This is a genomic window from Paraburkholderia sp. D1E, assembly GCF_052682275.1.
In genome coordinates this window covers 8590460-8615035 of the sequence record NZ_JBQYMB010000001.1, presented here as the reverse complement: position 1 = coordinate 8615035, position 24576 = coordinate 8590460, and the positions used below count along the sequence as shown (strand labels likewise).

Annotated in this window: 20 protein-coding genes and 2 pseudogenes; 13 read left to right on the top strand and 9 right to left on the bottom strand. The window is 58.1% G+C overall.

Features of this window, described 5'->3' with window-relative positions:
• Positions 1-18: 18 nt before the first annotated feature.
• Positions 19-2061 carry a DNA mismatch repair endonuclease MutL gene (mutL, locus tag ACUN0E_RS38760; RefSeq protein ID WP_445569935.1) on the bottom strand — a complete coding sequence of 681 codons (2043 nt, stop codon included), beginning with the start codon at positions 2059-2061 and terminating at the stop codon, positions 19-21.
• Positions 2062-2334: 273 nt separating this feature from the next.
• On the opposite strand from mutL, the gene ACUN0E_RS38755 reads away from it, so the two are divergent.
• Positions 2335-3006, top strand: a complete 672-nt coding sequence (locus ACUN0E_RS38755) for a DedA family protein (protein ID WP_408333096.1) — start codon at positions 2335-2337, stop codon at positions 3004-3006.
• 164 nt (positions 3007-3170) lie between these two features.
• Here the strand turns inward: ACUN0E_RS38755 and ACUN0E_RS38750 are convergent, their stop codons facing one another.
• The 6 genes and pseudogenes from ACUN0E_RS38750 to ACUN0E_RS38725 form a co-directional block, all read right to left on the bottom strand.
• Positions 3171-3983, bottom strand: a complete 813-nt coding sequence (locus ACUN0E_RS38750; protein ID WP_408216126.1) for a mechanosensitive ion channel family protein — start codon at positions 3981-3983, stop codon at positions 3171-3173.
• Positions 3984-4300: 317 nt separating this feature from the next.
• Positions 4301-4675 carry a hypothetical protein gene (locus tag ACUN0E_RS38745; protein ID WP_445569934.1) on the bottom strand — a complete coding sequence of 125 codons (375 nt, stop codon included), beginning with the start codon at positions 4673-4675 and terminating at the stop codon, positions 4301-4303.
• Between the two features lie 272 nt (positions 4676-4947).
• Positions 4948-5607, bottom strand: a complete 660-nt coding sequence (locus tag ACUN0E_RS38740; RefSeq protein ID WP_408333093.1) for a hypothetical protein — start codon at positions 5605-5607, stop codon at positions 4948-4950.
• Between the two features lie 748 nt (positions 5608-6355).
• On the bottom strand, positions 6356-7336 hold the full coding sequence (locus tag ACUN0E_RS38735) for a hypothetical protein (RefSeq protein WP_445569933.1): 981 nt from the start codon (positions 7334-7336) through the stop codon (positions 6356-6358).
• Positions 7337-7344: 8 nt separating this feature from the next.
• Positions 7345-7818, bottom strand: a pseudogene (locus ACUN0E_RS38730) (DUF6932 family protein); the annotation flags it as partial.
• Between the two features lie 531 nt (positions 7819-8349).
• On the bottom strand, positions 8350-8661 hold the full coding sequence (locus tag ACUN0E_RS38725) for a hypothetical protein (protein WP_445569932.1): 312 nt from the start codon (positions 8659-8661) through the stop codon (positions 8350-8352).
• 414 nt (positions 8662-9075) lie between these two features.
• On the opposite strand from ACUN0E_RS38725, the gene ACUN0E_RS38720 reads away from it, so the two are divergent.
• From ACUN0E_RS38720 to ACUN0E_RS38705, 4 genes are read left to right on the top strand one after another with little or no spacing between them, the layout of a single operon-like run.
• On the top strand, positions 9076-9291 hold the full coding sequence (locus ACUN0E_RS38720; protein WP_445570592.1) for a helix-turn-helix transcriptional regulator: 216 nt from the start codon (positions 9076-9078) through the stop codon (positions 9289-9291).
• Positions 9288-9668, top strand: coding sequence for a hypothetical protein (locus ACUN0E_RS38715; protein ID WP_445569931.1), 381 nt, complete (start codon positions 9288-9290; stop codon positions 9666-9668). The genes ACUN0E_RS38720 and ACUN0E_RS38715 overlap by 4 nt, the downstream gene beginning before the upstream one ends.
• Positions 9665-9922 carry an HlyD family efflux transporter periplasmic adaptor subunit gene (locus ACUN0E_RS38710; RefSeq protein WP_445569930.1) on the top strand — a complete coding sequence of 86 codons (258 nt, stop codon included), beginning with the start codon at positions 9665-9667 and terminating at the stop codon, positions 9920-9922. Before ACUN0E_RS38715 ends, ACUN0E_RS38710 begins: the two co-directional genes overlap by 4 nt.
• 9 nt (positions 9923-9931) lie before the next feature.
• Positions 9932-10507 carry a hypothetical protein gene (locus tag ACUN0E_RS38705; RefSeq protein ID WP_445569929.1) on the top strand — a complete coding sequence of 192 codons (576 nt, stop codon included), beginning with the start codon at positions 9932-9934 and terminating at the stop codon, positions 10505-10507.
• A 28-nt stretch (positions 10508-10535) separates the two neighbouring features.
• On the opposite strand, the gene ACUN0E_RS38700 is transcribed toward ACUN0E_RS38705, so the two are convergent.
• A complete protein-coding gene (locus ACUN0E_RS38700; protein WP_445569928.1) occupies positions 10536-10919 on the bottom strand; it encodes a hypothetical protein in 384 nt (127 codons plus the stop codon).
• Positions 10920-11225: 306 nt separating this feature from the next.
• Between ACUN0E_RS38700 and ACUN0E_RS38695 the strand changes: the two are divergent.
• The 7 genes and pseudogenes from ACUN0E_RS38695 to ACUN0E_RS38665 form a co-directional block, all read left to right on the top strand.
• Positions 11226-13724 (top strand): annotated as a pseudogene (locus ACUN0E_RS38695) (type VI secretion system Vgr family protein); the annotation flags it as partial.
• A 75-nt stretch (positions 13725-13799) separates the two neighbouring features.
• Positions 13800-16685, top strand: coding sequence for a hypothetical protein (locus tag ACUN0E_RS38690; protein WP_445569927.1), 2886 nt, complete (start codon positions 13800-13802; stop codon positions 16683-16685).
• Positions 16686-16771: 86 nt separating this feature from the next.
• Positions 16772-17734: a hypothetical protein gene (locus tag ACUN0E_RS38685; protein WP_445569926.1), complete on the top strand. Its 963-nt coding sequence runs from the start codon at positions 16772-16774 to the stop codon at positions 17732-17734.
• Between the two features lie 130 nt (positions 17735-17864).
• Positions 17865-18098, top strand: a complete 234-nt coding sequence (locus ACUN0E_RS38680) for a PAAR domain-containing protein (RefSeq protein WP_445569925.1) — start codon at positions 17865-17867, stop codon at positions 18096-18098.
• A 2-nt stretch (positions 18099-18100) separates the two neighbouring features.
• Positions 18101-19060, top strand: coding sequence for an SH3 domain-containing protein (locus ACUN0E_RS38675; RefSeq protein WP_445569924.1), 960 nt, complete (start codon positions 18101-18103; stop codon positions 19058-19060).
• A 48-nt stretch (positions 19061-19108) separates the two neighbouring features.
• Positions 19109-19396 (top strand): PAAR domain-containing protein, encoded by a 288-nt coding sequence (locus tag ACUN0E_RS38670; protein WP_445569923.1) that lies wholly within the window; start codon positions 19109-19111, stop codon positions 19394-19396.
• 183 nt (positions 19397-19579) lie between these two features.
• Positions 19580-20107, top strand: coding sequence for a hypothetical protein (locus tag ACUN0E_RS38665; RefSeq protein ID WP_445569922.1), 528 nt, complete (start codon positions 19580-19582; stop codon positions 20105-20107).
• A 202-nt stretch (positions 20108-20309) separates the two neighbouring features.
• Here ACUN0E_RS38665 and ACUN0E_RS38660 read toward each other — a convergent pair whose 3' ends face one another.
• Positions 20310-21200, bottom strand: coding sequence for a hypothetical protein (locus ACUN0E_RS38660; protein WP_445569921.1), 891 nt, complete (start codon positions 21198-21200; stop codon positions 20310-20312).
• Between the two features lie 794 nt (positions 21201-21994).
• On the opposite strand from ACUN0E_RS38660, the gene ACUN0E_RS38655 reads away from it, so the two are divergent.
• Entirely contained in the window at positions 21995-24421 is a 2427-nt protein-coding gene (locus ACUN0E_RS38655; RefSeq protein ID WP_445569920.1) for an AAA family ATPase, read from the top strand.
• Positions 24422-24576: the final 155 nt, after the last annotated feature.

Sequence of the window (24576 nt, the reverse complement as noted above, 5' to 3'; positions counted from 1 at the left end):
ACGTAACCAGGCGCACCGTCATTGCCCACGCATGAACAGCCGATCGAGATCGGATAGCGTCAACTGATACCACGTCGGACGCCCGTGGTTGCATTGGTCGGCGCGCTCGGTCGCCTCCATCTGGCGCAGTAGCGCGTTCATTTCATCGAGCGTCAGACGCCGGTTTGCGCGCACCGCGTGATGGCACGCGAGCGTGCCGAGCAGTTCGTGCTGGCGCTCGGTCAACACGCGTGAACCGCCGAACGCATGCAGGTCGGAGAGAACCGCGCGTGCCAGCGCCTGCAGATCGGCGTCTTTCAGCAAGGCAGGCACGGCGCGGATCGCGAGCGTAGTTGGCGACAGCACCGCGAGGTCGAAACCCAGTGCGTCCAGCGTGTCGTGCTCTTCTTCGACTGTGCCGATTTCGATCGGATCGGCCTGCATCGTCTGCGGAATCAGCAGCGGCTGCACGGCTATCGTGCGATCGGCCAGGGCGTTCTTGAACTGCTCGTACAGGATGCGCTCGTGCGCGGCGTGCATATCGACAATCACGAGTCCATGCGCGTTCTGCGCGAGCACATAGATGCCGTGAATTTGCCCGAGGGCGAAGCCGAGCGGCTGCTCGTCTGAGGCATTGAACGCAGGCGATGCGTATGGTCCTGAGGTGTTGTACGGGGACGGCGCTTCCGCTGCTGAGTCGCGCGCTTCGAACAGCGTTGCACCTTCCGCTGTGCCGATGTTCGTGTCCCGACGACCGAAGAGGGCGTCGTAGAACGCCAGCGGTTGCGCAACCGGCAGCGTGCCCTGCGTCATGCGCGCCTGACGCATCCAGGTATTGCCCGGTTGCGAGGAGCCGAATCCGCTATTGACGCCGCCGCCAGGGCCGCCTGCGCCGATCGCTGCACCGAAGCCCGCGCCGCTTCCCGCCCCCGCGCCACCCAGTGGCGTCGCTCCAAACGAAGCAGGTCCCGCCGATGCTGCCAGATGCGCAGCATGCCCACCCGCAGTCGTTTCCGGCGACGCACCCGCATGCCGCGCCAACGCGCGCTGCACAGCGTGAAACACGAACTGGTGAATCGAACGGGAATCGCGAAACCGCACTTCGATTTTCGACGGATGCACGTTCACATCGACCGCTTCTGGCGGCAGGTCGAGAAACAGCACGTAGGACGGATAGCGGTCGCCGTGCAGTACGTCTTCGTAGGCGGCGCGCACGGCGTGCGTGAGCAGCTTGTCGCGCACGAACCGGCCATTGACGAAGAAATACTGTTGATCGGCGCGTCCGCGGCTCGCGGTCGGCAGGCCGGCGCAGCCGTAGACAGCAAGCGGTCCGGCGGATTCGTCGAGCGGTAAATGAGCCGTCGCGAAGGTTTCGCCAAGAATCTTTGCGACCCGCGCGGGCGGCTCGCTGGCGTTCCAGTGTTCGACCGCTTTACCGTTATGCAGGACCGAAATCGCCACGTCCGGCCGCGCCAACGCAGCGCGACGAATCTGTTCGAGGCAATGGCCGAGTTCGGTCTGCTCGCTCTTCAGGAATTTGCGGCGTGCGGGCGTATTGAAGTACAGCTCGCGGACTTCGATCGTAGTGCCCTGCGTGCCGGCGGCGGGACTTAGCACGCCGGTTTGCGCGTCGACGCGCACGGCGTGTGGTGCCTCGGCGGTGCGGCTCGTGATCGCCATCTGCGCGACCGACGCAATCGACGCCAGCGCTTCGCCGCGAAACCCCAGCGTGGCGACCGCTTCCAGTTCGGCGAGTGAGCGGATCTTGCTGGTCGCGTGACGCATCAGCGCGAGCGCGAGTTCGTTTTCGGGGATGCCACAACCGTCGTCGGTGATTGAAATGCGTTTGACGCCGCCTTCGTCGAGCAGGATGCGCAGCGTCTGCGCGCCGGCGTCGAGCGCATTTTCCAGCAGTTCCTTGACCACTGAGGCCGGCCGCTCGACCACTTCGCCAGCGGCAATCTGGCTGATCAGCTGATCCGGAAGGGGCAGGATCGCCCGCAACGGGCGTGGGGCGGGCGCGGCGGCGGAAACTGCGGCCGTGTCGGCGGTGCTGGCAGGCGTTTCGGAGAATTCTGACATGCCGAAATTATAGCGATTCGGCGCGAGCAGGCTGGATGTGGCCCGATAGCACGGATCGCCGCGGTCTTGCGGCCGCCGGCAGCCGAATTGCCGGACGAACACAAGACGTCGAAATCGCCCACGCGTGGCAGATTTTTAATCGCACCCGGGCACTTTCGGTATCATGACGCGGTCAATTTCCGGCAGCGAGCATGCGTTCGCTGCTCGTCGTCCGCAAGGCTGCTCACGCGGCCGTTCCCGCCACACCCACATTCGCTTAATAAAGGACGCTTTTTGGACACGCTGCTACAGTTCGCCAACCTTGTCTTGCACATCGACAAGTTTCTGGGCGTCTTCATTCACGAGTACGGCGCCTGGGTCTATGCGGTGCTGTTTCTGATTGTGTTCTGCGAAACGGGGCTGGTCGTTCTGCCGTTCCTGCCTGGCGATTCGCTGCTGTTCATTGGCGGCGCTTTTTGCGCGACCGGTGAAATGAACCTTGGTCTGCTGATCGTGCTGCTGCTCGTCGCGGCGGTCACCGGCAACACGGTGAACTACATGATCGGGCGGTCCATCGGGCCGCGGGTGTTCAATTCACACATCCCCTTTCTCGAGCGCTTCCTCGACCGTACCGCGCTGCAGAAGACTCATAACTTCTATGAAAAGCATGGCGGCAAAACCATCGTGCTGGCGCGTTTCATTCCGGTGGTGCGGACTTTTGCCCCGTTCGTTGCTGGCGCCTCGGAGATGACGGTTAGCCGGTTCCAGTTGTTCAACATCCTCGGTGCGTTGTTTTGGGTGTTGCTGCTGGTGTTGCTTGGTTACTTCTTCGGCAACATTCCGTTCATCCGACAGTATCTGAATCTGATTGTGCTGGTCGGTATCGGCGCGGCCGTGGTGCCGGTTGTGCTTGGTGCTGTATGGAAAATGACGCGTAAGAACGCGTCCAAGGCCGGTAGCCGCTGAGGCATCAGGTAGTGCGAAGCAAGATGAACAAACGGCGTCGCAAATCTCGCGACGCCGTTTTCATTTTACGGTCCTGATTCCGTTGAGCCGGACCCTGAAAGTTGTGAGCAAGCTTGTCGTCCCGGCAAGTCACGACCGGCTGCTGACCTGAATCCCGGTCGTGCTCACGTCACCGCACGCGGCGCAAGTGGCGTTTCCGGTGTCGGATAGCCGGCTTCCTTGAACGTCTGAACGATCGCACGATTGGTGTCGAAGTAGACCTGCCAGTAGTGCTCATTGCTGGTATAGGGCCGCACGCACAACAACGGTCCTTCCGGTGTGAAGCTCAGCACTTCGATATCCGGCGCCGGGCTTTCGACCACGTTCGGAATCTTCGTGATGGCCGCCTTCAGCCGACTCATCGCATCCGTAGGGTCGACGCCGTTGGCGATCTTCGCTGTCAACTCGACACGCCGCACTGGCAGTACGCTGTAATTCGAGATCGTGTCGGAGAATATCTTGTTGTTGCCGACGATGGTCGTCACGTTGTCCGGCGTCACGATGGTCGTGCCGAACAGACCCAACTCGGAGACCGTGCCGGTAACGCCGCCTGCCGTGACAAAATCGCCCACCTTGAACGGCCGCAGTACCTGCATGAAGATGCCTGCCGCGAAGTGGGCGAGCAAGCCACCCCACGCAGTGCCGATTGCGAGACCGAGACCGGCGAGCAAGGCGGCGAACGAGGTAGTCTGGACGCCGAACACTTGCAGGATCGCAAGGATCAGCATCAGGTTCAGCAGTGCGCCGAGAATCGAACCGAGGTAATGAGCGAGCGTTGGATCGACGCGGCCGTTTTTCGATAGCAGTTTGCGAAGCAAGCCGGTGATCAGGCCAATGACCCAGCGGCCGACGATCCACAACACGATCGCGCCGAGTACCTTGGTGCCGAGGTCGATGCCTCGGGTCATGATGAACACGCGTACGGTTTCGAGATCCAAGATGTTCCTCGTTGGTTAAGTTGCCTTCGACTGATTGAACGGCGGTAGCGCAATACAGCGGCAAATGCCCCGGTGGCGGGCGCAAACGGTAACTCTCGGTCTTCGGAAGTTATAGGCGACGGCGCGTCCATACGCAAGGTCCGTTCCTGATGATGATGCGGATTGCGTGAAGAGAGAAAACGGACCGCATATTGCGGCGTTCTGGAAGGGTGAGACGTGCCCTTCCCAGGGATATTGGAACGCCCTCGGCGCTCTTCGGCACGCGCTCGTGTCGTGGGTTTGTCGCTGACGAAATCCCGTGTCCGGATCGCGTGGGATTACATCGGCAGTTGGGATTCGGAATACGGGGACGTGCGAATGATCAGGGCGTTCTCGTTGTTAGCTTTGGCGGGGCGCGTGCGACGTGCTGCGTACTGCCACGCCAATGCGGCAATGGCTGCCAGGACGTACGCGCTGGCGCGTTCGAAGAATGCACTCGACGTGCTGAACTTGCCATAGCGGCTCTGCGCATCGGCGAACACGAGAAAGGTCAGCGCGGCATCGAGCAGCAAGGCGGCCAAAACCAGTGCGACGAAAATATGCGCGCCATTGACCGCGGCGCCGGGCACGAGCCGGTTGCACAGATGACACGCGATCAGCACGATAGTCAGCAAAGCAAGGTTCGAGACGAGGTCGAACAGAAAATTGGACATGATGACGGAATGAAGGTGCAGGGATCTGTGGCGTTGCCAGGGCGTCTGCGCACGCAGGGTTGCGGCGTGATTCGCAGAACCGGCGGCGATCATTGCACGTCTTTATGTCTCAATAAATATCAATGTTCGGAGTCCGTTGTATCTGTTCCGTATCTAAGAGGCGCTATGTAAGAGGGGGCTGGTGGTCGCGTGGGTCATTGTGATTTGCGCTGTGAGAATGTTACGCACCGTACGAAAAGCCGCCGCGACGGCAAGTGCGTCTGCCTGCACGATCAAAAGTGGTACGAAAGACCAACTTGCAGCGTCGGATACCATCGGTAGGGCGAGGCCTTGTCCCTCAGTTGTTGCAAGCCGGTCGCGATAATCTCCTGGCTCATTGCAGGACCCGCGACCTGCGCAAGGGCCGGTGACAACGTATAGGACGAGTGCGGCAGGCCATAAGCGACGCCAAGATCGACCACCAGGCCAAATCCTTTGGCCGTGGGTTGCAAGCCATAGCCCACCCCCAGATAAGGCATCACGGTCGGGTACTTGACGGTGGCGGTCGCATATTCGCCCGGAAAGGCGGGTGTGGTCTTGCCTTTGAATGTGTAGGTGCCGTTTGTGGGAATGGAATTGCCGCTGACCTCATCGTCCGTGAAGCGAAGACCGGCGGTGACCCGAAACCCGCTGTTCGACCACGGGAACAGATCACCATAGAGGCCGCCCTGGCGAAGACGCACGCCATCGGCATAGCGATTTCCGCCCACCGTAAAGTCATGCGAGAAGTTGATTGCGTTGAAGTCGGCGTGCATGCCGAACCAGGATGTGACGTTCAGCGCCGCGCCGATGCCGACACCGAGCGTCCCGCCCTCCAGGAATATTTCCTGAGCATGCGATGTTTCGATCGAGATCGCCAAACCTACTACCCAGATTACTTTTGCCGTGTTCATGGGCGCCCCCTGGGCGGATGGGCAGCGGGGTCGTTGGCCTGGCAGCCCTGTCTTATGGTCTTTTTGGGGTGCTCGTCCGGCACCGTGAAACGATCATGCTTGCCGAAGACGCGGGCGGTCTGTGGGGTGTCGAACTATTCGGGGGATCGAGCGGGGAGGGCGGCGCGCGGGCCGCAAAAAGAAAAGGGCTTGCGACGCTGACGCGTGCAAGCCCTTGAATCTTTTGGTAGGCCGTACGGGATTCGAACCTGTGACCAACGGATTAAAAGGAATCGTGGTGGGTATTCTGGAGAGTTCCGATTTGTTCCGGAAAGCCACATCCAATAAGGATTTTGGCAATTTATATTGCGATGCAACATTCTACGTAATTCCGCGTTTTTGTGTAATTTTCTGGGCACGGTTACACAGGAATTACACTAGCATCTGGTCGGTCACTACACAGGATGATCCGCGGGGATAGTTATTCGCCGTGCGCTTGCGCCGTGATTCCGGCGTCCCTGCAGCAGAGTGGCCAATCCCGACGGCCAACGCTAACGATGGCGACACTGTCGAATTGACTGTGCCCGTAGACCGTCCAAAGATTTGCCGCGCCCCAGTAGTCACTTATACACATCGAGCAGATATTCGCAGTTATCCAGAAGATTCGAACGAGAGACGATGCTTTCTTTCAACCCACGCCACTGGCCGACAGCACAAAGACACCGTTCAGTTGTTGCGATCGCAAAGGGCAATATGACAACGGATTCAATCATGCATTGAACGTCGACTGTGCCTGCGGCTCTATCAGTTTCACGAGCGTATACGCTGTTCGCGTCGCGCGACCGCGTTCCCTGATCTGACGGACCTTGACCATCACTTTCCACTTCACGCGTGGAATGTCTCGAGGATCGATTGGAGCAGCGTCGAGTTCTGGTTCGCCGGCCAACTGGCGTAGCACATCGCGGCTCACCGGGCCGCTCAGCGTAACGTGTTGCCCCTCAACCATCGTGTGCAGCTCGAATCTCTTCGAGTCGGGGAGCAAAAAAAGTGTCCCTTCAAATTCCTGCCCTCTCTCATCGATATCGATAGCTTCAGTCCGATTCCGCGCACGACTCACTGCCGATCGATCCAAGAGGAAATCTCGATCGTCCTCGACGAATCTAACCGTTGCCTCACCTTCATCCAACCGACGAAAAAATTGGCGCAACGACAGCAAAATCCGACCGTCCAGTGACTCTGTCGCTTGAACAAAAGCTGGTTCATCCGCCGACGCTATGCGACTGACCAACTCGGCAACCTCATCGACAACGTCTTTCAACACTGTATCGATGAGAGGAATATCGCCGTCAGCTTCTTCCAGCAGAAAACCGAAAGAGCCGCGAGCCACGTCAGTAACCAGCATTTGCGCATTTCCACGAAGTGGAACACGACCGCGCTCAGCAAGGGGTCCGATTTCCCGTGTCGCAAGGCATCTCTTAATCAATTCCTGTACGTCTTCGAGCGCACCGCCTGCAAAATCCGCATTAATGCCGCGCGATCCCTGAACCGGTCCACCTCCAAAGAAAACCGCTAGCGAGGCGTGTGGGTCATGTTTCGTTTCAATATGGCTGAGCTTCTCCTCGAGATCGGCCTTACGCATCTCGTACTGATAAACCCCAATCGGATCGTCGTCCGATGATCGCGCGTCAAGGATGTTCTGTACGGCAGCGAGGTCGGCAGCCAACGCATCTCGTTCGAGCTTCTTTAGCATTGTTCCTCCTAACCTAGCAAAACCACAGCATCATCATCGTCCGAGACCAGAGGAACCCGGACCATGCCTTTCCACAAGAACGTGTCCCGTTGGTGCGAAAACAAACCTGCCCAATAGCGAACATCGTCCACGAGCATGTGAGGAGGTTTCTGCATATCAATAAAAAACGCTTCGCAGTGCAGTCTTTTCTTCAACCCTGCAGGATTGAACCAGGAGCGATTTAGAAAGAACCACTCATCAAACTGACCCTGGTCCTGCAAGTGCGCAGGTCTATACGCGTACGTCACCACATCCACGTCGCCGGGAGGTCGTCCCCTCGACACTTCCACGTCCTCGGAGAAACTGCCATCGAGCCATTGGAACCCGTCCACAAAACCATTGGCTCGCAACTCGGATCTATACGTATGAAGGCCGCGCAATATTGCGCAACGGGCCTCTGACTGACCGAATCTCACCGCAAATTCAAAGAACGACGCAGTGTATGGAGAAACCGGCCGCGCGCGCCGTCGGAGAGTCTCCTATAAACGGCGGCAGCACCATCGATGCATTGAAGGCAGGTATCACTGGAAATTTACCCCGATCTATCTTCTGTTGCACGCGGTCTCTCAGCACGCGTGCCCGTTTTGCGAAGCGGTACCAGCAAGATGCGGCTTTAGCCGACCGTGCGGATTGTAACTTAGGCGCAAAAACGCGGAAGTCGGAAGCAATTGCCGGGGTCAACGATCCGCCAACGAGAGATATCAAGCCGAACATACCAGTCGTGCTTAAGCGTCCCAGTTTTCGCAACAGCGAGGTTATCGCCCTAACAACTCAATTGTACTGTATATCCATACAGCACTTGAGAGCAGACATGCCGCGCCCCCGACTGCCCGAGTTTTGGTCGCCATCGACCAATGAACTGGGGGGCTATGCGGCTCAAGCACGTGATCAAGTTCGAATCAGATCGGGAAATCCAGCATCTCATATCGAAAGTCGTCAGCTTACGCGCCCTCATTCACGAATTGGAAGCCACCTTAGCGTGCCATCTCTGGTGTTGCTGCGTGCCATGCGCTCGCGCCCGTCGCGGCGACCGGGTGGTGCGTGGGCATGACAGGTGACGGTTCGGCGCCCAGCCAGATCCGGGTAACGGTGGCCTCAGGCCAGCAGCGTGCGACAAGACGCTCAGCTTCCGCTCTGCCCGAACGCAAACCAATGTCGAGACATCGCTGCTTGCCATGCAACTGGATTTCCACGTGCGCCTGGCGCAGGCCGCTCCACTTGATCGGCGCTCCACCTTTCGCGTTTTTACCGTGCAGGAATTCCCGCTCGCGGTTGTAACAGGTCATGCATAGTGTGCGACTACGCACCAATCGGAAACGCCCGACCAGACGTGCACCGGCGGTCGTGCCGTCGCGCCGGCATCGAACACAGGCGAGCGGAGCACCGGCATTCCAGCGAGAGGCGCCTTTCTCTTCCTTCGCGCCAGATGAAAGCGCCTCAGCGTGACGTAGACCGACAGGACAACCCACGCACGCCAGCGCAGTCGCAGCCATGAAGTTTCGCCCGCAGCATTGCGCCGTGATATCCGCGCGCAATCGCTCACACCGGAATAGCAAAATCCCCTGAAAAACCGGCGATTCGAAGTATTTGACGTCCATGACGCGAGGGTGCCGTCACGACCTCTCGCACGGCTCTGGTCGTGACAGCATGCTGGAAACCAGTCTGCGGCCACGCGGATTCATGCAGGATCACCCGTGCCTATGTCAAGCCAGTCGCCACCGAACCGGGACGGCATCAGCCGGATGCGGGCCGTGATTCGACGCACAGGCCTGTCGAAAAACAGCTTCAACCGGCTGATCAAAATTGGCGCGTTTCCGTCACCCGTTCGCCTCTCCCAGCATTGCATCGGATTTCTGGATCCAGAAGTCGATCACTGGATCGCAACGCGCCCTCGCGCGAGGGAGATATCCCAATGAACCAGCCCACAAAAGCGTCGCTATACGTGAAGTCCGGGGCGCCGATCTCGGCGTACACGCCAGCGCATTTGAAGAAGGAAGTGCTTGCCAAGGCGCTGACGGCACTGTCGGCCGGGCGCATCACAGGCACGGAGGCCACGAGGGTCGAGGCGGCATTGAGCATGGGCCTTGCGCCACAAAAGGAGCTTCTTCAGCGCATTTTCGGCGGCGAGCCGCTCTCGAAGTCGCTGGGTGGCCAGTGGCAACGCGCCGTCGGCGCGCGCGTGAGCCATCCGGCACCGGTCAGGGCGTCGGGCGACTTCGGCAGCCGGAAACATCAAGGGGCGTTTGACCGGCTGGTGCGAGAGCTGGCAATCCTATCGCGGAGGGACCGTTGAGAACCCGACTGGAAAAGGCACGGCAGCAACTGCATCGGGCGCTGGCGAGCGGTGCCGATACGACCACGCTGCGCGCCGAACTGCGCCTGTTCGAGGCCGAGGCCGCACGCATCGTAGTGGACGACAAGCGTGCGGCTCAGGCCGCCGCCGATATCACCGCCGCGCGGATCAGGGCCGAGGCCGAGCGCATCGTTGGCGACGCCGACGAACGCCAGCGAACCTTGCTCGCCCGATTCGACATTGAGAACATTTGAGGATATCTGATGACGATCAAAAAGCATGCACACCGCCTCGCGGGTGCCCGCGCAGCCCTCGAGACCGCAGCGGCATCAGCGGCAAAAGTCCGGGCCGAAGCTGATGCGCTCGAGGCGCGACTGGCGGACGCTCAGGCCAAACACGCAGATGCGCTGGCCGACCTGCGCGCCGGCAAACTCGATGAGCACGTGGCGGGCGCACGCCTGGCCACCGCGAACGCCGACGCCACAGACCTTCGGGGGTTGATTGCCGCGATTCAGCCGAGGGTCGAGGAAGCAGGGCGGGCCTGTGAGCACGCCGCCCAGGCAGTACAGGATACCGAACGAGCCCTCGCGCGTGGGGAGCAGGAGGACGCCATGCATGCGCTCGACAAACGCATTGTGGAAATCGAGGAAAAGTTATGCGCGGCGGTCGCCGAGCGTTTTCGGCTCGGTTGCGAGCATGAGAACAGTCCGTATGGCCACACCCTGGCGCGGCACTGGCGCCCGACAGAACAGCTGCGCCGCGCCGTTGTTGAGGAGGCGGTGCCGGCCTCGAACCGGACCAGTGCACCGGCTGTCTCCCAGACACTCGGCGCCCAATGAAGCGCACATCTCAAGAAAAGCTGAAAGGTCACCACGGTGACCGCTTGTCGCTCTTTCCGAAATGCAGCACACGCTGCCGGGCTTCACCGACTGCATAAACGGAGGCGCGCTGCAACTGCCGTTCGTGTAAATCGAGAATCCCGGTAATCGGCAAGCAGTCGGCTGCTTCGATGAGCCAGATGTTTTTGCTCGCGTTTCTGGCCGCCGCATCCAGAATGCGTTCCGCATCAAGATACAGTTCACGCTCCGCCGCACCGAACCCAGCCTCCTGAAGATACCAGGCAAGATAGAGCGCCTTTACCAGCTCTGCCAGCAGATCGCCGTTGCCCTTGCCAGCCTGAAATGCTGCCAGGGCGAGGTGCCAGTGCAGCGACTGTTCGCGCACAAAAGTAGCCGTGTGCGGCAATAGCATGGTCTTGCCAAGCGGCTTTCTGCCCGACTGACTCCCTGCGGATCGCCTCTTGCGATTTTGTGACATGGATTGGGCAATCTGATTGCCGCCGTTTAAAACCGGGCATCGTAATCCATTTGTCAAACTGAAAGAATATCCGGGAAGTTATTTGACAGAATTTGGAGATATGCCACTCGCATATTCAGGTTCGAAACTACATGTCGCCTCACACTTACTGACATTGAATAGCTGGCCGATTCATCTGAACTTTCGTAAAATCGCGCAGAGCGCGGTCGCTCAGTCAGCTAACAAGAAAGAAGAGGCAGTATGGGTGCGCAGGACATAATCGGGGCAATAACTGGCGGACTCGTCCAGAGTGATCGCCTGCTGAAGCTGGATACTGCACTGGGAAATAATGTCCTTGTGCCCCAGCGGGTTGTCGGTCATTCGCGAATCGGCCGCCATTTCGAATTCACCGTTGATGTTGTTTCCACCTCCGACACCGTTGAACTCAAAACGCTGATCGCCCAGCCTGTCACGCTTTGGATGCAGCAGACTGGCAGGTCCTATCTGCCTCAGCACGGCTATGTTCACACCGCCCGCCGTCTCGGGTCGGACAGCGGGCTCACGAGTTATCAGATCGGCTATGCATCGTGGATGCACTTTCTGCGCTTTCGCAAGGATGCGCGAATCTGGCAGGACAAGCCGGCCGACGAAATCCTGACTGATGTATTCAACATGCACCCGCAGGCCCAAGGGGCATTTCGGTTTGCGTTGAGCAAGCCGCTGCCGTCGCGCTCATTCTGCATGCAATACGAGGACGACTGGCATTTCGTCCACCGGCTGATGGAAAGCGAAGGGCTGTTCGGCTACTTCGAGCAGGCCAGCGACGGCAAGTCGCATACCCTTGTCGTCACAGACAGCCTCGATACATTCCAGCCGCTTTCGCCCCAGACCGTCGAGTTCTATCGCGCGGGCACGAATAGCGAAACTGATGCCCTGGTGCAGTGGTCGGGCACACGAACACTTCAAAGCACAACACTCACGACCCGTACCTTCGATTACAAGGCACCGGCTTCCGCTGCTAATCCAAAAGGCACAAACATCCCGACGCTTCCCACGCAGGGAAACCTGCCCCAGCAAGCCGAGGTATATGAATACACCGGTGCCTACACCTACGGTAGCCAGGACCGGGGTGATGCCCTCTCAAAAATCCGGATGGAAGAATGGGAATCACGGGCGAAGCGTTTTTACGGTTCCGGCGGTGTGCGGCGGATGGATGCCGGTCGCTGGTTTGAACTGGATGACCACCCTGACCACGCCACGGATAGTGGGCAGAACCGGCAATTCGCCATTATCGAGGTGACATGGTTCATTGCAAACAACCTGCCGGTGTCCAGTCAGGACGCCGATTTTCCGCACAGCCTGAAAGGCGAACTGACGACGGTCAGATCGAGTCACGCCTCTGAAGAGGGATTGAAGGTCAGACACGCTGATGGCAGCGAAGGCTTTTTCCTCGTTGAAGTAGAAGCGCAGCGCAAAGTTGTGCCGTATCGTAGCCCGTTTGAACATCACAAGCCGGTAATGCATCTGCAGTCAGTGATTGTTGTCGGACCGGCAAACGAAGAGGTCTATACCGACCAACTCAATCGCATCAAGGTCCGCTTTCATTGGGACCGACTCAATGACGGCGACGAAAAAGCATCATGCTGGGTGCGGGTTGCCATGTCCGATGCGGGTGGCGGATACGGCGGTGTGCATGTCCCAAGGGTCGGCGAAGAGGTCCTGATTAACTGGGTTGACGGCGATTGCGACAGGCCGCTCGTAACGGGGCGCGTCTATAACGGCGCGACACAACCGCACTGGCATTCCAACGGGTTGCTCTCTGGCTACAAGTCCAAGGAATATCAGGGCAGCGGCTACAACCAGATGGTGATGGATGACTCGACAGGCCAGAGCCGCGTTCATTTGTACTCCACGAGCACGAATGCGCATTTGCACCTGGGTTATCTCATCGCCCAGAGCGGCAACACGCGGGGATCATACCTGGGCAGCGGCTTCGATCTGAAGTCTGACGCCTACGGTGCAGTGCGAGCGGGCCAAGGTCTGTATGTCACTACCTATCCGGCAACCAGCCAGCCGCTGGATGCGCGGCAAACAACCTCGCAACTGGTGAATTCCGAAAGCGTGCTGGAATCGATGTCCGACGCCAGCACCACGCACCAGGCGGAAAGTCTCAAGGACGGCTACGACTCGCTGAAGTCTTTCACCGACGCAACACAGAACAACGTGTCGGGTTCATCGACAGGCGGAAACACCGCGGGCGGTGGAACAGGAAGCGCAAATGCGTTCAGAGAACCGCTCATGCTGTTCGGCAGCCCTTCCGGCATTGCTTTGTCCACGCAGCAGTCCGTGCATATCGCCAGCGATGCACAGACCAACCTCGTGAGCGGACAGAGCACGCACATCGCAACTGGCAAATCGTTGATCGCGAGCGTCGCGCAGAAGCTGAGCTTCTTCGTCCAGAACGCCGGGATGAAACTGTTCGCAGCGAAAGGCAAGGTGGAGATCCAGGCGCACAACGACAACATCGAGCTCACCGCACAAAAAAGCGTCAAGCTTGTTTCAGCGACCGATCAGATTCAGGCTATCGCCAAGGGCGAAATTCTGTTGACCTCAGGGGGCGCGTATATCCGCCTCAAGGACGGCAACATCGAGATTCACGCTCCAGGTAACATCGACGTGAAGGGCGCGCAGCACAGCTTCAACGGCCCGACCCGGATCGATGAAAAGTTTCCGTCATGGAATGACAGCACGCCGAGCCGGTCAGTCGATTTTTCCGGCTGATCGCGCGAACGACCGAACCTGTCTGACAACAGCCAACAAAAACAAGGATTGTGTGTGGCACAACAATCAGAACAACCGTCAAAAGTCGAACGCTGGGCCTACCCCTTTCCTCTGAAGACCGCGAACATCACGTTCGCGCCGGAGGATTATCCCCGAGCGCTCGCGGTGGCCGAGGACGGTTTTTATCCGCTCGGCGCCAATGGTCTCTGGCACGGCGGCATTCATTTCGGCGCGCAGACCGCAGGCAAGTTCGAGCAGGATGGCGGCGTGAAGTGCATCGCGGACGGCGAGGTCGTCGCGTTCCGCCTGGATGGAAAGCTCCAGGAAGTCGCTTATCCGGACGCGGTCAAGGCGGGCTATTCGAAGGGATTCACGCTGGTGCGCCATCGGCTCGTTCTCCCTCCGGCGCCTCCGCAGCCGACGAACGGCAACGCCCAACCGCAGAACGCACCGGCAACGACACCACCCGCTGCGCAGAACACCACGCCGCCCGCCCAGGATGTGCTTACGTTCTTCAGCCTCTACATGCACACGCTGCCGCTGGAAGGCTACGGTCCGGCAAAGACGCTGCCCGCCTATTACGGCGCGACAGAAACGTATGTCGTGGGGACGAAAGCGCAAGACCCGCAATTGAAGGCGACGGGCCAGCCCGACAGCACGACTGCAGGTTTGCGCGTGCGCGCCTCGCATTCGGGGCACGCCGCCGTGATCGGATGGCTGCGGCGAGACACGAAAATCCAGATCGGGCAAAAGCACGGCCTTTGGGGCAAAATTTCCGGCTTCGTGGCTGGCACAGCGCAGCCCCACAAACAGGGCGAAACGCTGAATGCTGGTGCGGCCCAAGGTTGGGTTTATGTCGGCGAGATGGACAAGGAAAGCAAGCCATCGGCAGTCGACCAGATTTATATCTTGCCCAAGCCCCACAAAATCGCGGCGGGGGAGACTGTTGCCTGGATCGGCGAATATCAGCGGCTTGTGGAGGCGCGCGCACACCACACGTTGCCTCCCAAACTCGGCGAACGTCCACTGCTCCATGTGGAGGTGTTCACGGGAGACGATCTGAATGCGTTCATCGTACGTAGCCGAACCCGAGCGCAACAACTCGACGCGAAATCGCGCACGTTGCTGCTGATTTCAAAGGGCGCAAAGTTGGTGCAGCCCATTACAGCGGACAGTTCTCTCGGCGCTGGTGTCGCGGTCAAGGCGACAGCTGATTCACCGGACAGCGGGCCATGGTGCAAGGTTCAAAAGGTCGATGCGGCAGGGCATCCTCTCAGTGGTCAGGCTGCGCTCTGGATCGCGCGGACCGACCTGCAAGGCTCGGGGGATCGTCAGGCATGGAGTCACTTTCCGCTCAGTGTAAATTCGGCAAGTGGCCCGGCCGCAGCCTGGACGCGTGTGGTGGCAACGGGATCAGGCCAGCACTGTTCCGAAGCAGAAGGCAAGACGTGGTACACAGTGAGCATCGCAGATGAAAATAACGCGCAAGTCAACGGCTGGGTCTGCGATCACGGGCATCCGCTAGTCGAACTGAAAACTCCGTGGGACTGGCCAGGGTTTGACATGGTAAATCTTGGCACGTCGGTGTCGGACATGTTCCAGCGCGCACTGTTTGTCGCCGATACCGGAACACCGGATGAAATCGCGAGTTTTGAGGATTCGTTCAACACCGCCCGCTCGGACGAAACCATCCGGAAACTCGAAGACGCGATCGACGGGCAGGGACAGCACGATGGCAAGATCACCTCGCGGGAACTGCAACTGGCGCTTGGTAAGCCGTGGCTCGCAGATCGCATCGATCACCTGATCGTTCGGTACGAGAGCGAGTGGGGCGGCGAGATGAGCAAGTGGGATGCGCTGGACTCGCATATGCATGCTGGGTTACCTGTATGGCAGGCGGAGAAGACGCGGATCGATGCGCTTCGATATTGGTCAGGCATCAGCGGAGTGACAGGATGGCCATCGAGCGCGAACGTCTACCATGTGCATCCTCTGGGCATCGTGGGCAATTTCTTTGATCCCGACGCTTGTGCTTGCGGCTGCTGCGTGGAAGTCACGGGAACACGCTTCAAGAAGGATGCAAATACGTTCTGGTACGGGCCGCAGCATTCGGGTTCGATTCAGTTGGGTACCTGTCCGGCTTTGGCGACGATGCGGGCCAACGGGACATTAAGCGAGATCGAAGAAAAGATTCTGCGCGCCATGTCTCAGAATGAAGGCAAGGTCGATACGGTCCAGGCGATCGACAAGGCAATTATCAGCGCCGGTGCAATGCAGAAGACCATTCGGGGCGCGGAAAGCCGGGGCGAGTTAGCCACTCAGATCGCCTCTTTTCGAGACGCGCATCCAGCTGATTACCAACGGTATTTTTCCAATTGTGGATGGACCGTCACCGGTTCCGGCGGCGATGCGGCTCTGGGGTATGCGGATTCGACATTTACGAATGGCGTTCGGATCATCGGCGACGAGCTTTTCACTGCGCTTCGGCGCGACTGTTCGATCGACACCTTTGGCAAGCCGGTCAAATGTCCACCAGTCGCATCGATGGCTCATGCCGTATCGTCGCCGCTATATCAAGAGTTGCAGGTCAAAGATTTCGTCGATCGTCTCAATCATGCTATTGGCAAGACTCCCAGTGGCTATGATTACGAGATCAAGGACTATTTGCAGTCGCCGCTCGGCCGCGCGACCGTCCTGGATCAGGACGTCAATGCGCCGGGTGCGACGGCCAACAGTATGAAAGCTTCGCTAGATCATTTTTTTCAACATAATCCGCATGTTTCTCGCAATCCCGCTGAATGGGGGGCGAACAGGGCAGCGTACGAAACCAGCATTCTGCAAGACTACGGCCCATCGCGTTATATGGCACAAGTGAATGGCGTGTCGGTCGCGCCGCAGCGTTACGCTCATCTGGCTCAAATCCTGGGAATGCCATCTTGAAAAATGTAACCTCCAAATTTACGACGGCAAGAGTTGCGCCGGTTCGAATTGGCTCGCCTCGCACGCAAGCTGCTCGTATCGGCGCGGTGATCGCGACGGCGTTGCTGCTGACTTGCGGTGCTGTTGCGCCCGCACTTTCTGCCGCGCCGTCGTCCACGTTTCGGTTCACTTTACCGGGCGGGGCGGCAATTCTTTATGGCAAGGCTTCAAACCCTCAAGCGCCATTGTCTCAACGTGCATGGCAACAAGCCATATTCCAATTCCCGAACGGCGCGACGTTCAGCCTATTGCCACGAGCTGGCGAGCAGGGAGCGGGCGGTACACAAATGGAGCCGCCGAGCGACAGCAATATCTCGCCATCCGGTGGATACGTTGTCATCGGGCGAATCGAGTCGGGATCGGTATCGTCGGGGCCAGGACAGGCGGAGGCCGACGCGAGCCGCGAATATTGTTCCGCCATTGAGATTCGCACGGGATGTATCACTGCTGATCAAACGGGTGAGATATGCGGTGCTGGCTGGCAGGCTGGGCAGCGCGCACAGTGGGGAACGAACGATCAGACGAACTTGATGCTGACGGGCGACCGTCCGTCGGCAAACCGGTTGCTGCACTTTATCAGCGCGGGTCAACCGTCACGGGCATTAGTCGACAACGATTCGGGTGCCGACAATCTCTTGCGTTGCGATCCACCGTCGTCGGCCAATCGTGCGGCGTATCTGAAGATTGCGACCGCTTTGCATGCGGCAGGTGCGGACAACGATGCGCGATTGATCGACGCCGCGCTGTCGAAGGCGGACGGCGGGACCGTGGGTACGCCAACGCGGACAGCCGTGGAAACCGAGCATCGCGCGACCGTATCGGCGAAAAAAGCGTCGCTTTATACGGCGCCCGATGATGCCCACCTGAGCCCAGCCTACCTTGTTCAGAACGATGCGGTGACGATATTGAAGCAGTCGCCGCCCGACTGGGCATATGTTGATTACGTCAACAGTTCGGGCAAGCATCTGCTTCGATGGATCAAGGCCGATCAACTGGCGATCAAGCGGTAATGTGATCCGCTCTTGGAACGTGACCGGTAACGTGGCTCATTAATTTTTCCGCGAGCTTGTTGTGTTGGTCACTGTCCGTTGCGCTGCTTGCTGTCAAAACCTTCAGGCAGCGCCAGCGAGAAAATCATCCATGAAACGATATCTGATTCTAAACGGCGACAAGACGACTGCTAACGGAACGGTGCAAACCACCTCGACCACGGTTCAACTGAACGGACAGGACGTTGCACATGAAGGCGACAGCGCGGCGTGTCCGTCCTGCAACACGACGGAGAGAGTCCAGTGCGATGGACCGCGACAGATGATGACCGCACCGGACGGAAGACATGCTGCCCTCCGTGAAGATCTGTGTATCTACGGTTGAACATGCGCAGAGCGGCACGACTCGGTTTCGTTATTTCTGCATTGCTGGTTTCCCGAGAGGTATGGTGCTCCGACCAACAATCGATTATGGTGTTTCCCAATCACGCGCGGTTGGTTTTCTCGACTCCCGTGCCGTCGGCGCTAAGCCAGGAATTTGGCCCCAGATGGTCGCGGCTCACGTTCGTGCGTCCCGATGGCACGCAGTTATCTCTAATCCCCGATGAGCTGCTGACCGATAACGGCGGCGTCATTTTTTCCACCGTCGGGAGCCGCGCATTGTCGCCCGGTGGACGATACCTGGTTCTCGATCTAACGCGCACCGGTATCACGGAAAACGAGGCAGGCCAGTCCGTGGCGGCAAGCCGCGAGTTCTGCCCGATACTTGATACCGTGACTGGGTGCGTTTCGCGCGACTATGCGGGTGGCATCTGCGGTGGAGCGTGGGATAGCAAAAGCGAGATCTGGCACAGTCAGTTAGATTCGGGCCGCCCTGACTCGCAGTCGATGAATACGCTGGCAAAGCCAACTGCAAAAGCGATATGGACTCAATACAGCCGCGCAAAGAGCTCAGACATCAGACCCTTCCTGCGCGCCGCACTGGGACTCAGCAATATCAACGCGTGCGATCCGCCGGACGCGGAAAACGCCAGCTATTATGCGCAAATTAAGGATGTGCTCGGCAACGAGAAAGCGTCACCGAAGGCTAGTGCCTTGCCACTGGTTGATGTGCAGCCCTCCCCGTCGCCCGACGCTAGCAATCTGCCACAATGGACAGTGCAGAGTGAGCGTGCCTGGCTCTATGAGCGGCCGTCGGTGGGAAGCATCAGGCACGGCTATCTGATCCGGGGCGATCGCGTTACTGTGATCGGCGAGCAGGGTACCGGATGGATGCGGATTCGCTACGCGCGTGTGGGCAAATCACCAACCGAAGCGTGGATGCAAAAACAGGACATTGCTCGATAACCAGCACGATGCACCGCGCAGTCATTGGTAAAACCGACGGCTCAAACTATGCAACGATATCTGATCCTGAATGGCGACAGGACCACAGCTAACGGCACAGTCCACGCTACGCCAGCCACGATTCAACTGAGCGGGCGGGACGTTGCACACGAAGGGGACAGCGTGGCGTGTCCGGCCTGCAATACGACCGGGAAAATCCAATGCGATGGTCCCCGTCAGATGATGATTGCACCTGATGGAAGACATGCAGCCCTAAGCAATGATCTGTGTATCTGCGGTTGCCATCCGCCGCCCAGGTTGATTGCATCGCAGAACATGATGTCTACCGAAGCGTAGTACCGAGGATTCCACATTGATGACCAAATTCCAACGTGCCCGACATGAACAAGCAGTGACCGACTTGTCGATCTGCCAAGGACAGCCGAACGCGCTGCCGCCTACGGTCCAGATCGACGAAACATGTGAATTTGGCGTAGTCTCTGGCGTACGTCCCGACTGCGTAAGCGCCAACAACATAAGTTGAGTTCGCCGGTGCAGAGGACGGCTTCGACGCAACTGAGGGATCTTCACAACGTAGCTCCTCCCCGTTCCGGTATTCGAAGCCGTCAAATCGCCACCTTTTTTGAACAGGCCAACTATCTGCGAGATCTTGAAGTGCAAGACAACGACAAGAACACCGGCAACGCAGTGCCGACAGAATTGCAGGTCGAACAACCTGAGCTCGTAGGCTCGCCCTCCCCATACCGCAATCGACTCACAACGACATTGCTATTTCTTTCAGGGATCGGACTTTGGGGTTCCGCAGCCATCGGGGCGGGCGCGCTACTCTTCGGCGGCAAGGGCGATGCCGCGATCACCCAACTTTTCGATCTATTCCTGATCGCAGGACCGGCGGCCGCAGGAGGCTTGGTGCTTCTGGTGCTCTACGTCATCATCCAGCAGCCATGGCGCCCCGGTCGAGGCTCTCTCGCGTTTGTCCTGCAGATCCCTTTGGCACTGTTTGTATTGCTCATCGTGGTTGCTTTCGAACTCGACGCCCACCGGTAGCGCTACCTCCTTCACTACCCGTGCCGGGTTCAGCCGCAAGCCGTCGCTGACCGGATGGGGGAGTGATCTATGCCGGATTCGCGTCGTCTACGGGAATTCGGTTCTCAACCACGGTTTGTGGTGTTCGAGCCGACCTCGTATTTTCGGGTTCGGCCAGGAAGAGCCATTCCCGAACTCATATCGAGTGTCCGCTTGCGCCAAGTCAATCGACGATATCGAGCTTGGTATCGGTCGGCCACCACGCCGGTGGCCAGGTCGTCCACGACGGAACAGCAACGCATCGAGACAAAATCTCGTCTGCCGGATTTCGAGCGGTGAGTTCATTCCTGACAACTTTTAGCCATATTTTCACCCGGTCGTCATAGGGAGGCTGAAAATCGTCGACTCTCTGTTCTAGCCGATCCAGAAAGCTCTTTAGCTGCTGAACACGTGCGTCCGCCTCCATCATGAGGAAAGCCTGCTTCAGCTGTTCCGCTTGGGCTTCGTTTCGTCGCTGCTCTCGTGCTCGCGCCTCCGCTGCGCGCTGTTGATCGGCCTCGCTAGCTTTTCGCTCTCTTCTCAACCGCATCTGCAGCGCGGGCAACAGCAATGCCGTTCGCACGATCTCGTCGAGAAGCCCTTGCAGTTTTTCTTGCGTGCCCTGCCAGGTTTTGCTGGCCTGATACTCTGTTCCCTGAATGCTGAAGGTGAAATTTCCGGACGGTTTCGTTTCATACTCGCTCGCCCATGACAATTCCTTCCTTTTCTCCGCTACCTCTGCCGGGGAGAGCCGAATACGGCGGTAGCCCTCGGAAAACTTGAGCAAGAAAGTCTCATCTCCCAGTCTCATTTCAACTACCGCTTCACTGCGGCGCCGAGCGTACGTTGCTTCGGTATTCTCCAGCCTCACGATCTTCATACCGCCGTCTGACAGGCCGCGTAAAAGCGTGGCGTGGAACCGCAGGATCCAGTCCATGGATGCAAGCGATGCGTTGATGTCGAGGCATCCTTCGTGGATTAAATGGTACCGGCCATGCTGCTCAGGAGGTGGGCGATCCCCCTGCTTTGTATCCATCCAGCCCTTGCCCCGGTTGCGCGTGACGCGCTCGATCAAGCGCGGAAGGCGATCGCAGTACCGGCGTGTAGCCCTAACTAACGGATGTGCGCTTTCGAGGTCAGCCGCGAATACAATCGGTGCTCGTTGTTTCGCCGATGCATCCGATGTTGGTGGCAACTCCGCGCGCCGACTCTCAGTGGCTCTTCTGCGCGCCAGTTGGTTGGGATCAAGGGTTGTGAAATGCACCTCGACATCATGTTTCGGGTTTGGCAGTGGAGTTCGCGGAGGCTTGTGCCCAGCTGTGAGTTTGGCCCAGTAACCCCGAGGCGGGGCAGGCACGTCATGACGACGGCAAGCTTTGGCTAGACCCACGTCCGATATTCCCAACTGCTTGGCTAGCCTGGTCATCGGCGCCGACCAGACCTCTTCGTATAACTCGCTGCGCTTCATAGTTTCCTCCAAGTCCCCGCAACGGGCGATCGCAACAAAACAAGTTCTGCATTGTATTGGTAGATGCCCGTTGGACTAGACCGACGCTGCAGGGTCACCTGGCCGATAGATCCGATGCCGATACGGCAGAAAACGATAAGTCTGTTTCGCCTGCAGCTTCGTCGTCGCGAAGCACGCCTCCTCACAGTTCAATTCGATGACTGTCACAGAGCAGGCTCTGCTATGTGGCGGATGAGCGGTATGTAGAGAACGGTGTACGTCGCTTCCGCCACTGGGAGACGAATTGGATGCAAAAAAATTATCTCGACTCAGATTACTTCTAACGCTTCTGGTACGCATATTCAGAGCAGGCAGCCCTTGAGCCTTGTAGACTGTGAGGGCCACTATAGGGGACTCAGCCGGTGATCAATCAGATAGACATAGCAAGCTTTGGTAGCTTCCAAGGTCTGGAGTGGAAGAAGACCGTTCGGGACAACGGCAAAAACGTCAAGTTCTTCCAGCGTCTGAACATCATCTACGGACGCAACTACTCTGGCAAGACGACTCTCTCTCGTGTTTTTCGTGCGCTGGAGACGCGCAAGCTCCCCCTGAACTATGTGGGCTCGTCCTTCACCGTGACTGGTGAAAAAGGTGCAGTCACCGATGCTGGCCTGCTGACCCACAACTATGACGTGCGGGTCTATAACCGCGACTTCGTGACCGACAACCTGAGCTTCCTAGTCAATCAGGAGATCGGCGGCGTTATCAAGACCTTCGCCATCGTCGGTGAGCAGAACAAGGAGATTGACGACGCCATTGCTGCCATCGAGGCCAAGCTTGGCAGTGTGGAGGGCAAAGCTGGACTGCGCTTTGACCTGGAGGCCACGAAGAAAGAGCGCAGTCGCGCCAAGGCTGCCCACAGCACGGCATTGAACGGCTTGGAAGACAAGCTGCGCTCGCATGCTGCTGAGAAGATCAAGAAAAATCCCCAGTACCGCGCGCCCGTCTACACCATCGAGCACATCAGACGCGACATTGCTTCCACCAGTAACCCCGGCTTCATCGCACTGACCACCGAGGAACAAGCAGGCAAGCTCGCCTTGCTCAAGCAGGAAGCCCTACCGGACATCACAGGCACTCTGGCCATCACCCTCAAGCTGGAGTCGCTGAAGGCCACTGCTGAACCTCTTCTGTCCAAGGCGATAACGCCTACCAAAGCGATTGAAGAACTGCTCAAGGACAGCGCTTTGCAGCTTTGGGTCAAGCAAGGTATCCAGCACCACCGGGACAAACGGGACACCTGTGCTTTCTGCCGACAGGACTTGCCGCACGACATTTGGCAGGTGCTGGACGAACACTTCAGCAAAGAGTCGGGCGACCTCGAAACGGCCTTGGATTCGGCTATAGCGTCAGTCACGGACGAGATCAAGTCCATTACTGGACTCAATACCTTCACAGCTGCTCAGTTTTATGCGGATGAGCGCACCGCGTTTGAAGCGAGCAGCAAGGCGCTATCGGAAGCACTTGGTGTCTACAAAAAAGACTTGGAAGCCCTTAAGAAGTCGCTTGAGACTCGCAAGAACAACCTGTTCCAGCCCGTGCTTGTGAAGGCCCCTTCGCATGACGCCGAGGAGATCGAGAAGCATGTTCAGGACATCAATGCGCTGATCGTCACGAGCAACGGCAAGACGGAGACCCTAGAAAAAGACAAGACCGCTGCCAGGGATGCACTTCGCCTGGCTGACGTGTTCGCGTTTGCTAATGCGATCACCTATGACAAGGAGGTTGCCCGCATAGCTAACCTCAAGACCGACGCCGACACGGCTGGCACGGCCCATACGGACGCGGAAAAAGAGATCCGTGACGCCGAGGCAGAAGTCCAAACTTTGAGAGCCAAGCAAAAGGATGAGCGGAAGGGGGCCGAGCGAGTCAATTCTCTGCTCAACAACTTCTTCGGCCACGACGGTATCAAGCTTGAGGCCCGTGACGGCGTAGACAAAGCCACAGTCAAGTTTGAAATCACACGAAACGGCAACGCCGCGTACAACCTCAGCGAAGGCGAGTGCAGCCTGATTGCCTTCTGCTATTTCATTGCCAAGCTAGACGACCCTGAGAGCAAAGACAAAGAACTGATCATCTACATTGATGATCCAATTTCTAGCCTGGACGGAAACCATATCTTCTTCATGTTCAGCTTGATTGAGAGCTTGATCGCCAAGCCGATCAAGAATGCTGACGGTTCAAACGCCTACCGCTACAAGCAGCTTTTTATCTCCACCCATAATCTGGACTTCCTGAAGTACCTCAAGCGCCTCTCCATTCCGAAGAAGAAAATCCCTGCTGGTGAAGGCAAGACGAAAAGTGCCGATGATCACGAGCATTTCATGATTGAGCGCAACGGCGCATCAAGCAACATCTTGCTCATGCCGTCTTATCTTAAAGACTACATAACTGAGTTTCACTACCTCTTTCATCAGATTTACAAGTGCAAAGATCAAGCTGCCGCAGCAGATAGCCATGAACCATTTTTCGGCTTTGGCAACAACCTGCGAAAATTCCTAGAAGCCTTCTTGTTCTTCAAGTACCCCTATCATGATGATAGGAGCGACGCCTTTGAACGGATCAAGAAATTCTTCGGGGAAGAGGAAGATACGGCAGTTGCACTGGTCAACCGCCTTAACAACGAGTTTTCGCACCTGGAAGCCGTCCCAGACAGAGGCTTTAAGCCCGTGGAAATTCCTGAGATCGCCAAGGTAGCTAACTACGTCTTGGACAAGATTTACGCGGCCGACAAAGTGCAATATAACGCTCTGTTGAAGAGCATTGGAGAGCCTGAGCGAGTAGGCTAAAGGATCGCTCCGAATGTCCGATTGTTGGACGGAAGCCGTCACATGAATCGATCGATGCTGAGTGGCCGTGACGGGGGGCGGTCACTCGATCGCCGAGAGCCCGCGTCGCGTCATCGGTCAAAGCGGTCGTTCAGCTTATCTTCGACGAATGACCG

Excerpts from the sequence above, each read along its gene's own strand:
- mutL (WP_445569935.1), bottom strand. The coding sequence starts at position 2,061 with ATGTCAGAATTCTCCGAAACGCCTGCCAGCACCGCCGACACGGCCGCA.
- ACUN0E_RS38745 (WP_445569934.1), bottom strand. The coding sequence starts at position 4,675 with ATGTCCAATTTTCTGTTCGACCTCGTCTCGAACCTTGCTTTGCTGACT.
- ACUN0E_RS38740 (WP_408333093.1), bottom strand. The coding sequence starts at position 5,607 with ATGAACACGGCAAAAGTAATCTGGGTAGTAGGTTTGGCGATCTCGATC.
- ACUN0E_RS38735 (WP_445569933.1), bottom strand. The coding sequence starts at position 7,336 with ATGCTAAAGAAGCTCGAACGAGATGCGTTGGCTGCCGACCTCGCTGCC.
- ACUN0E_RS38725 (WP_445569932.1), bottom strand. The coding sequence starts at position 8,661 with ATGACCTGTTACAACCGCGAGCGGGAATTCCTGCACGGTAAAAACGCG.
- ACUN0E_RS38720 (WP_445570592.1), top strand. The coding sequence starts at position 9,076 with ATGTCAAGCCAGTCGCCACCGAACCGGGACGGCATCAGCCGGATGCGG.
- ACUN0E_RS38715 (WP_445569931.1), top strand. The coding sequence starts at position 9,288 with ATGAACCAGCCCACAAAAGCGTCGCTATACGTGAAGTCCGGGGCGCCG.
- ACUN0E_RS38705 (WP_445569929.1), top strand. The coding sequence starts at position 9,932 with ATGACGATCAAAAAGCATGCACACCGCCTCGCGGGTGCCCGCGCAGCC.
- ACUN0E_RS38700 (WP_445569928.1), bottom strand. The coding sequence starts at position 10,919 with ATGCTATTGCCGCACACGGCTACTTTTGTGCGCGAACAGTCGCTGCAC.
- ACUN0E_RS38680 (WP_445569925.1), top strand. The coding sequence starts at position 17,865 with ATGAAACGATATCTGATTCTAAACGGCGACAAGACGACTGCTAACGGA.
- ACUN0E_RS38675 (WP_445569924.1), top strand. The coding sequence starts at position 18,101 with ATGCGCAGAGCGGCACGACTCGGTTTCGTTATTTCTGCATTGCTGGTT.
- ACUN0E_RS38670 (WP_445569923.1), top strand. The coding sequence starts at position 19,109 with ATGCAACGATATCTGATCCTGAATGGCGACAGGACCACAGCTAACGGC.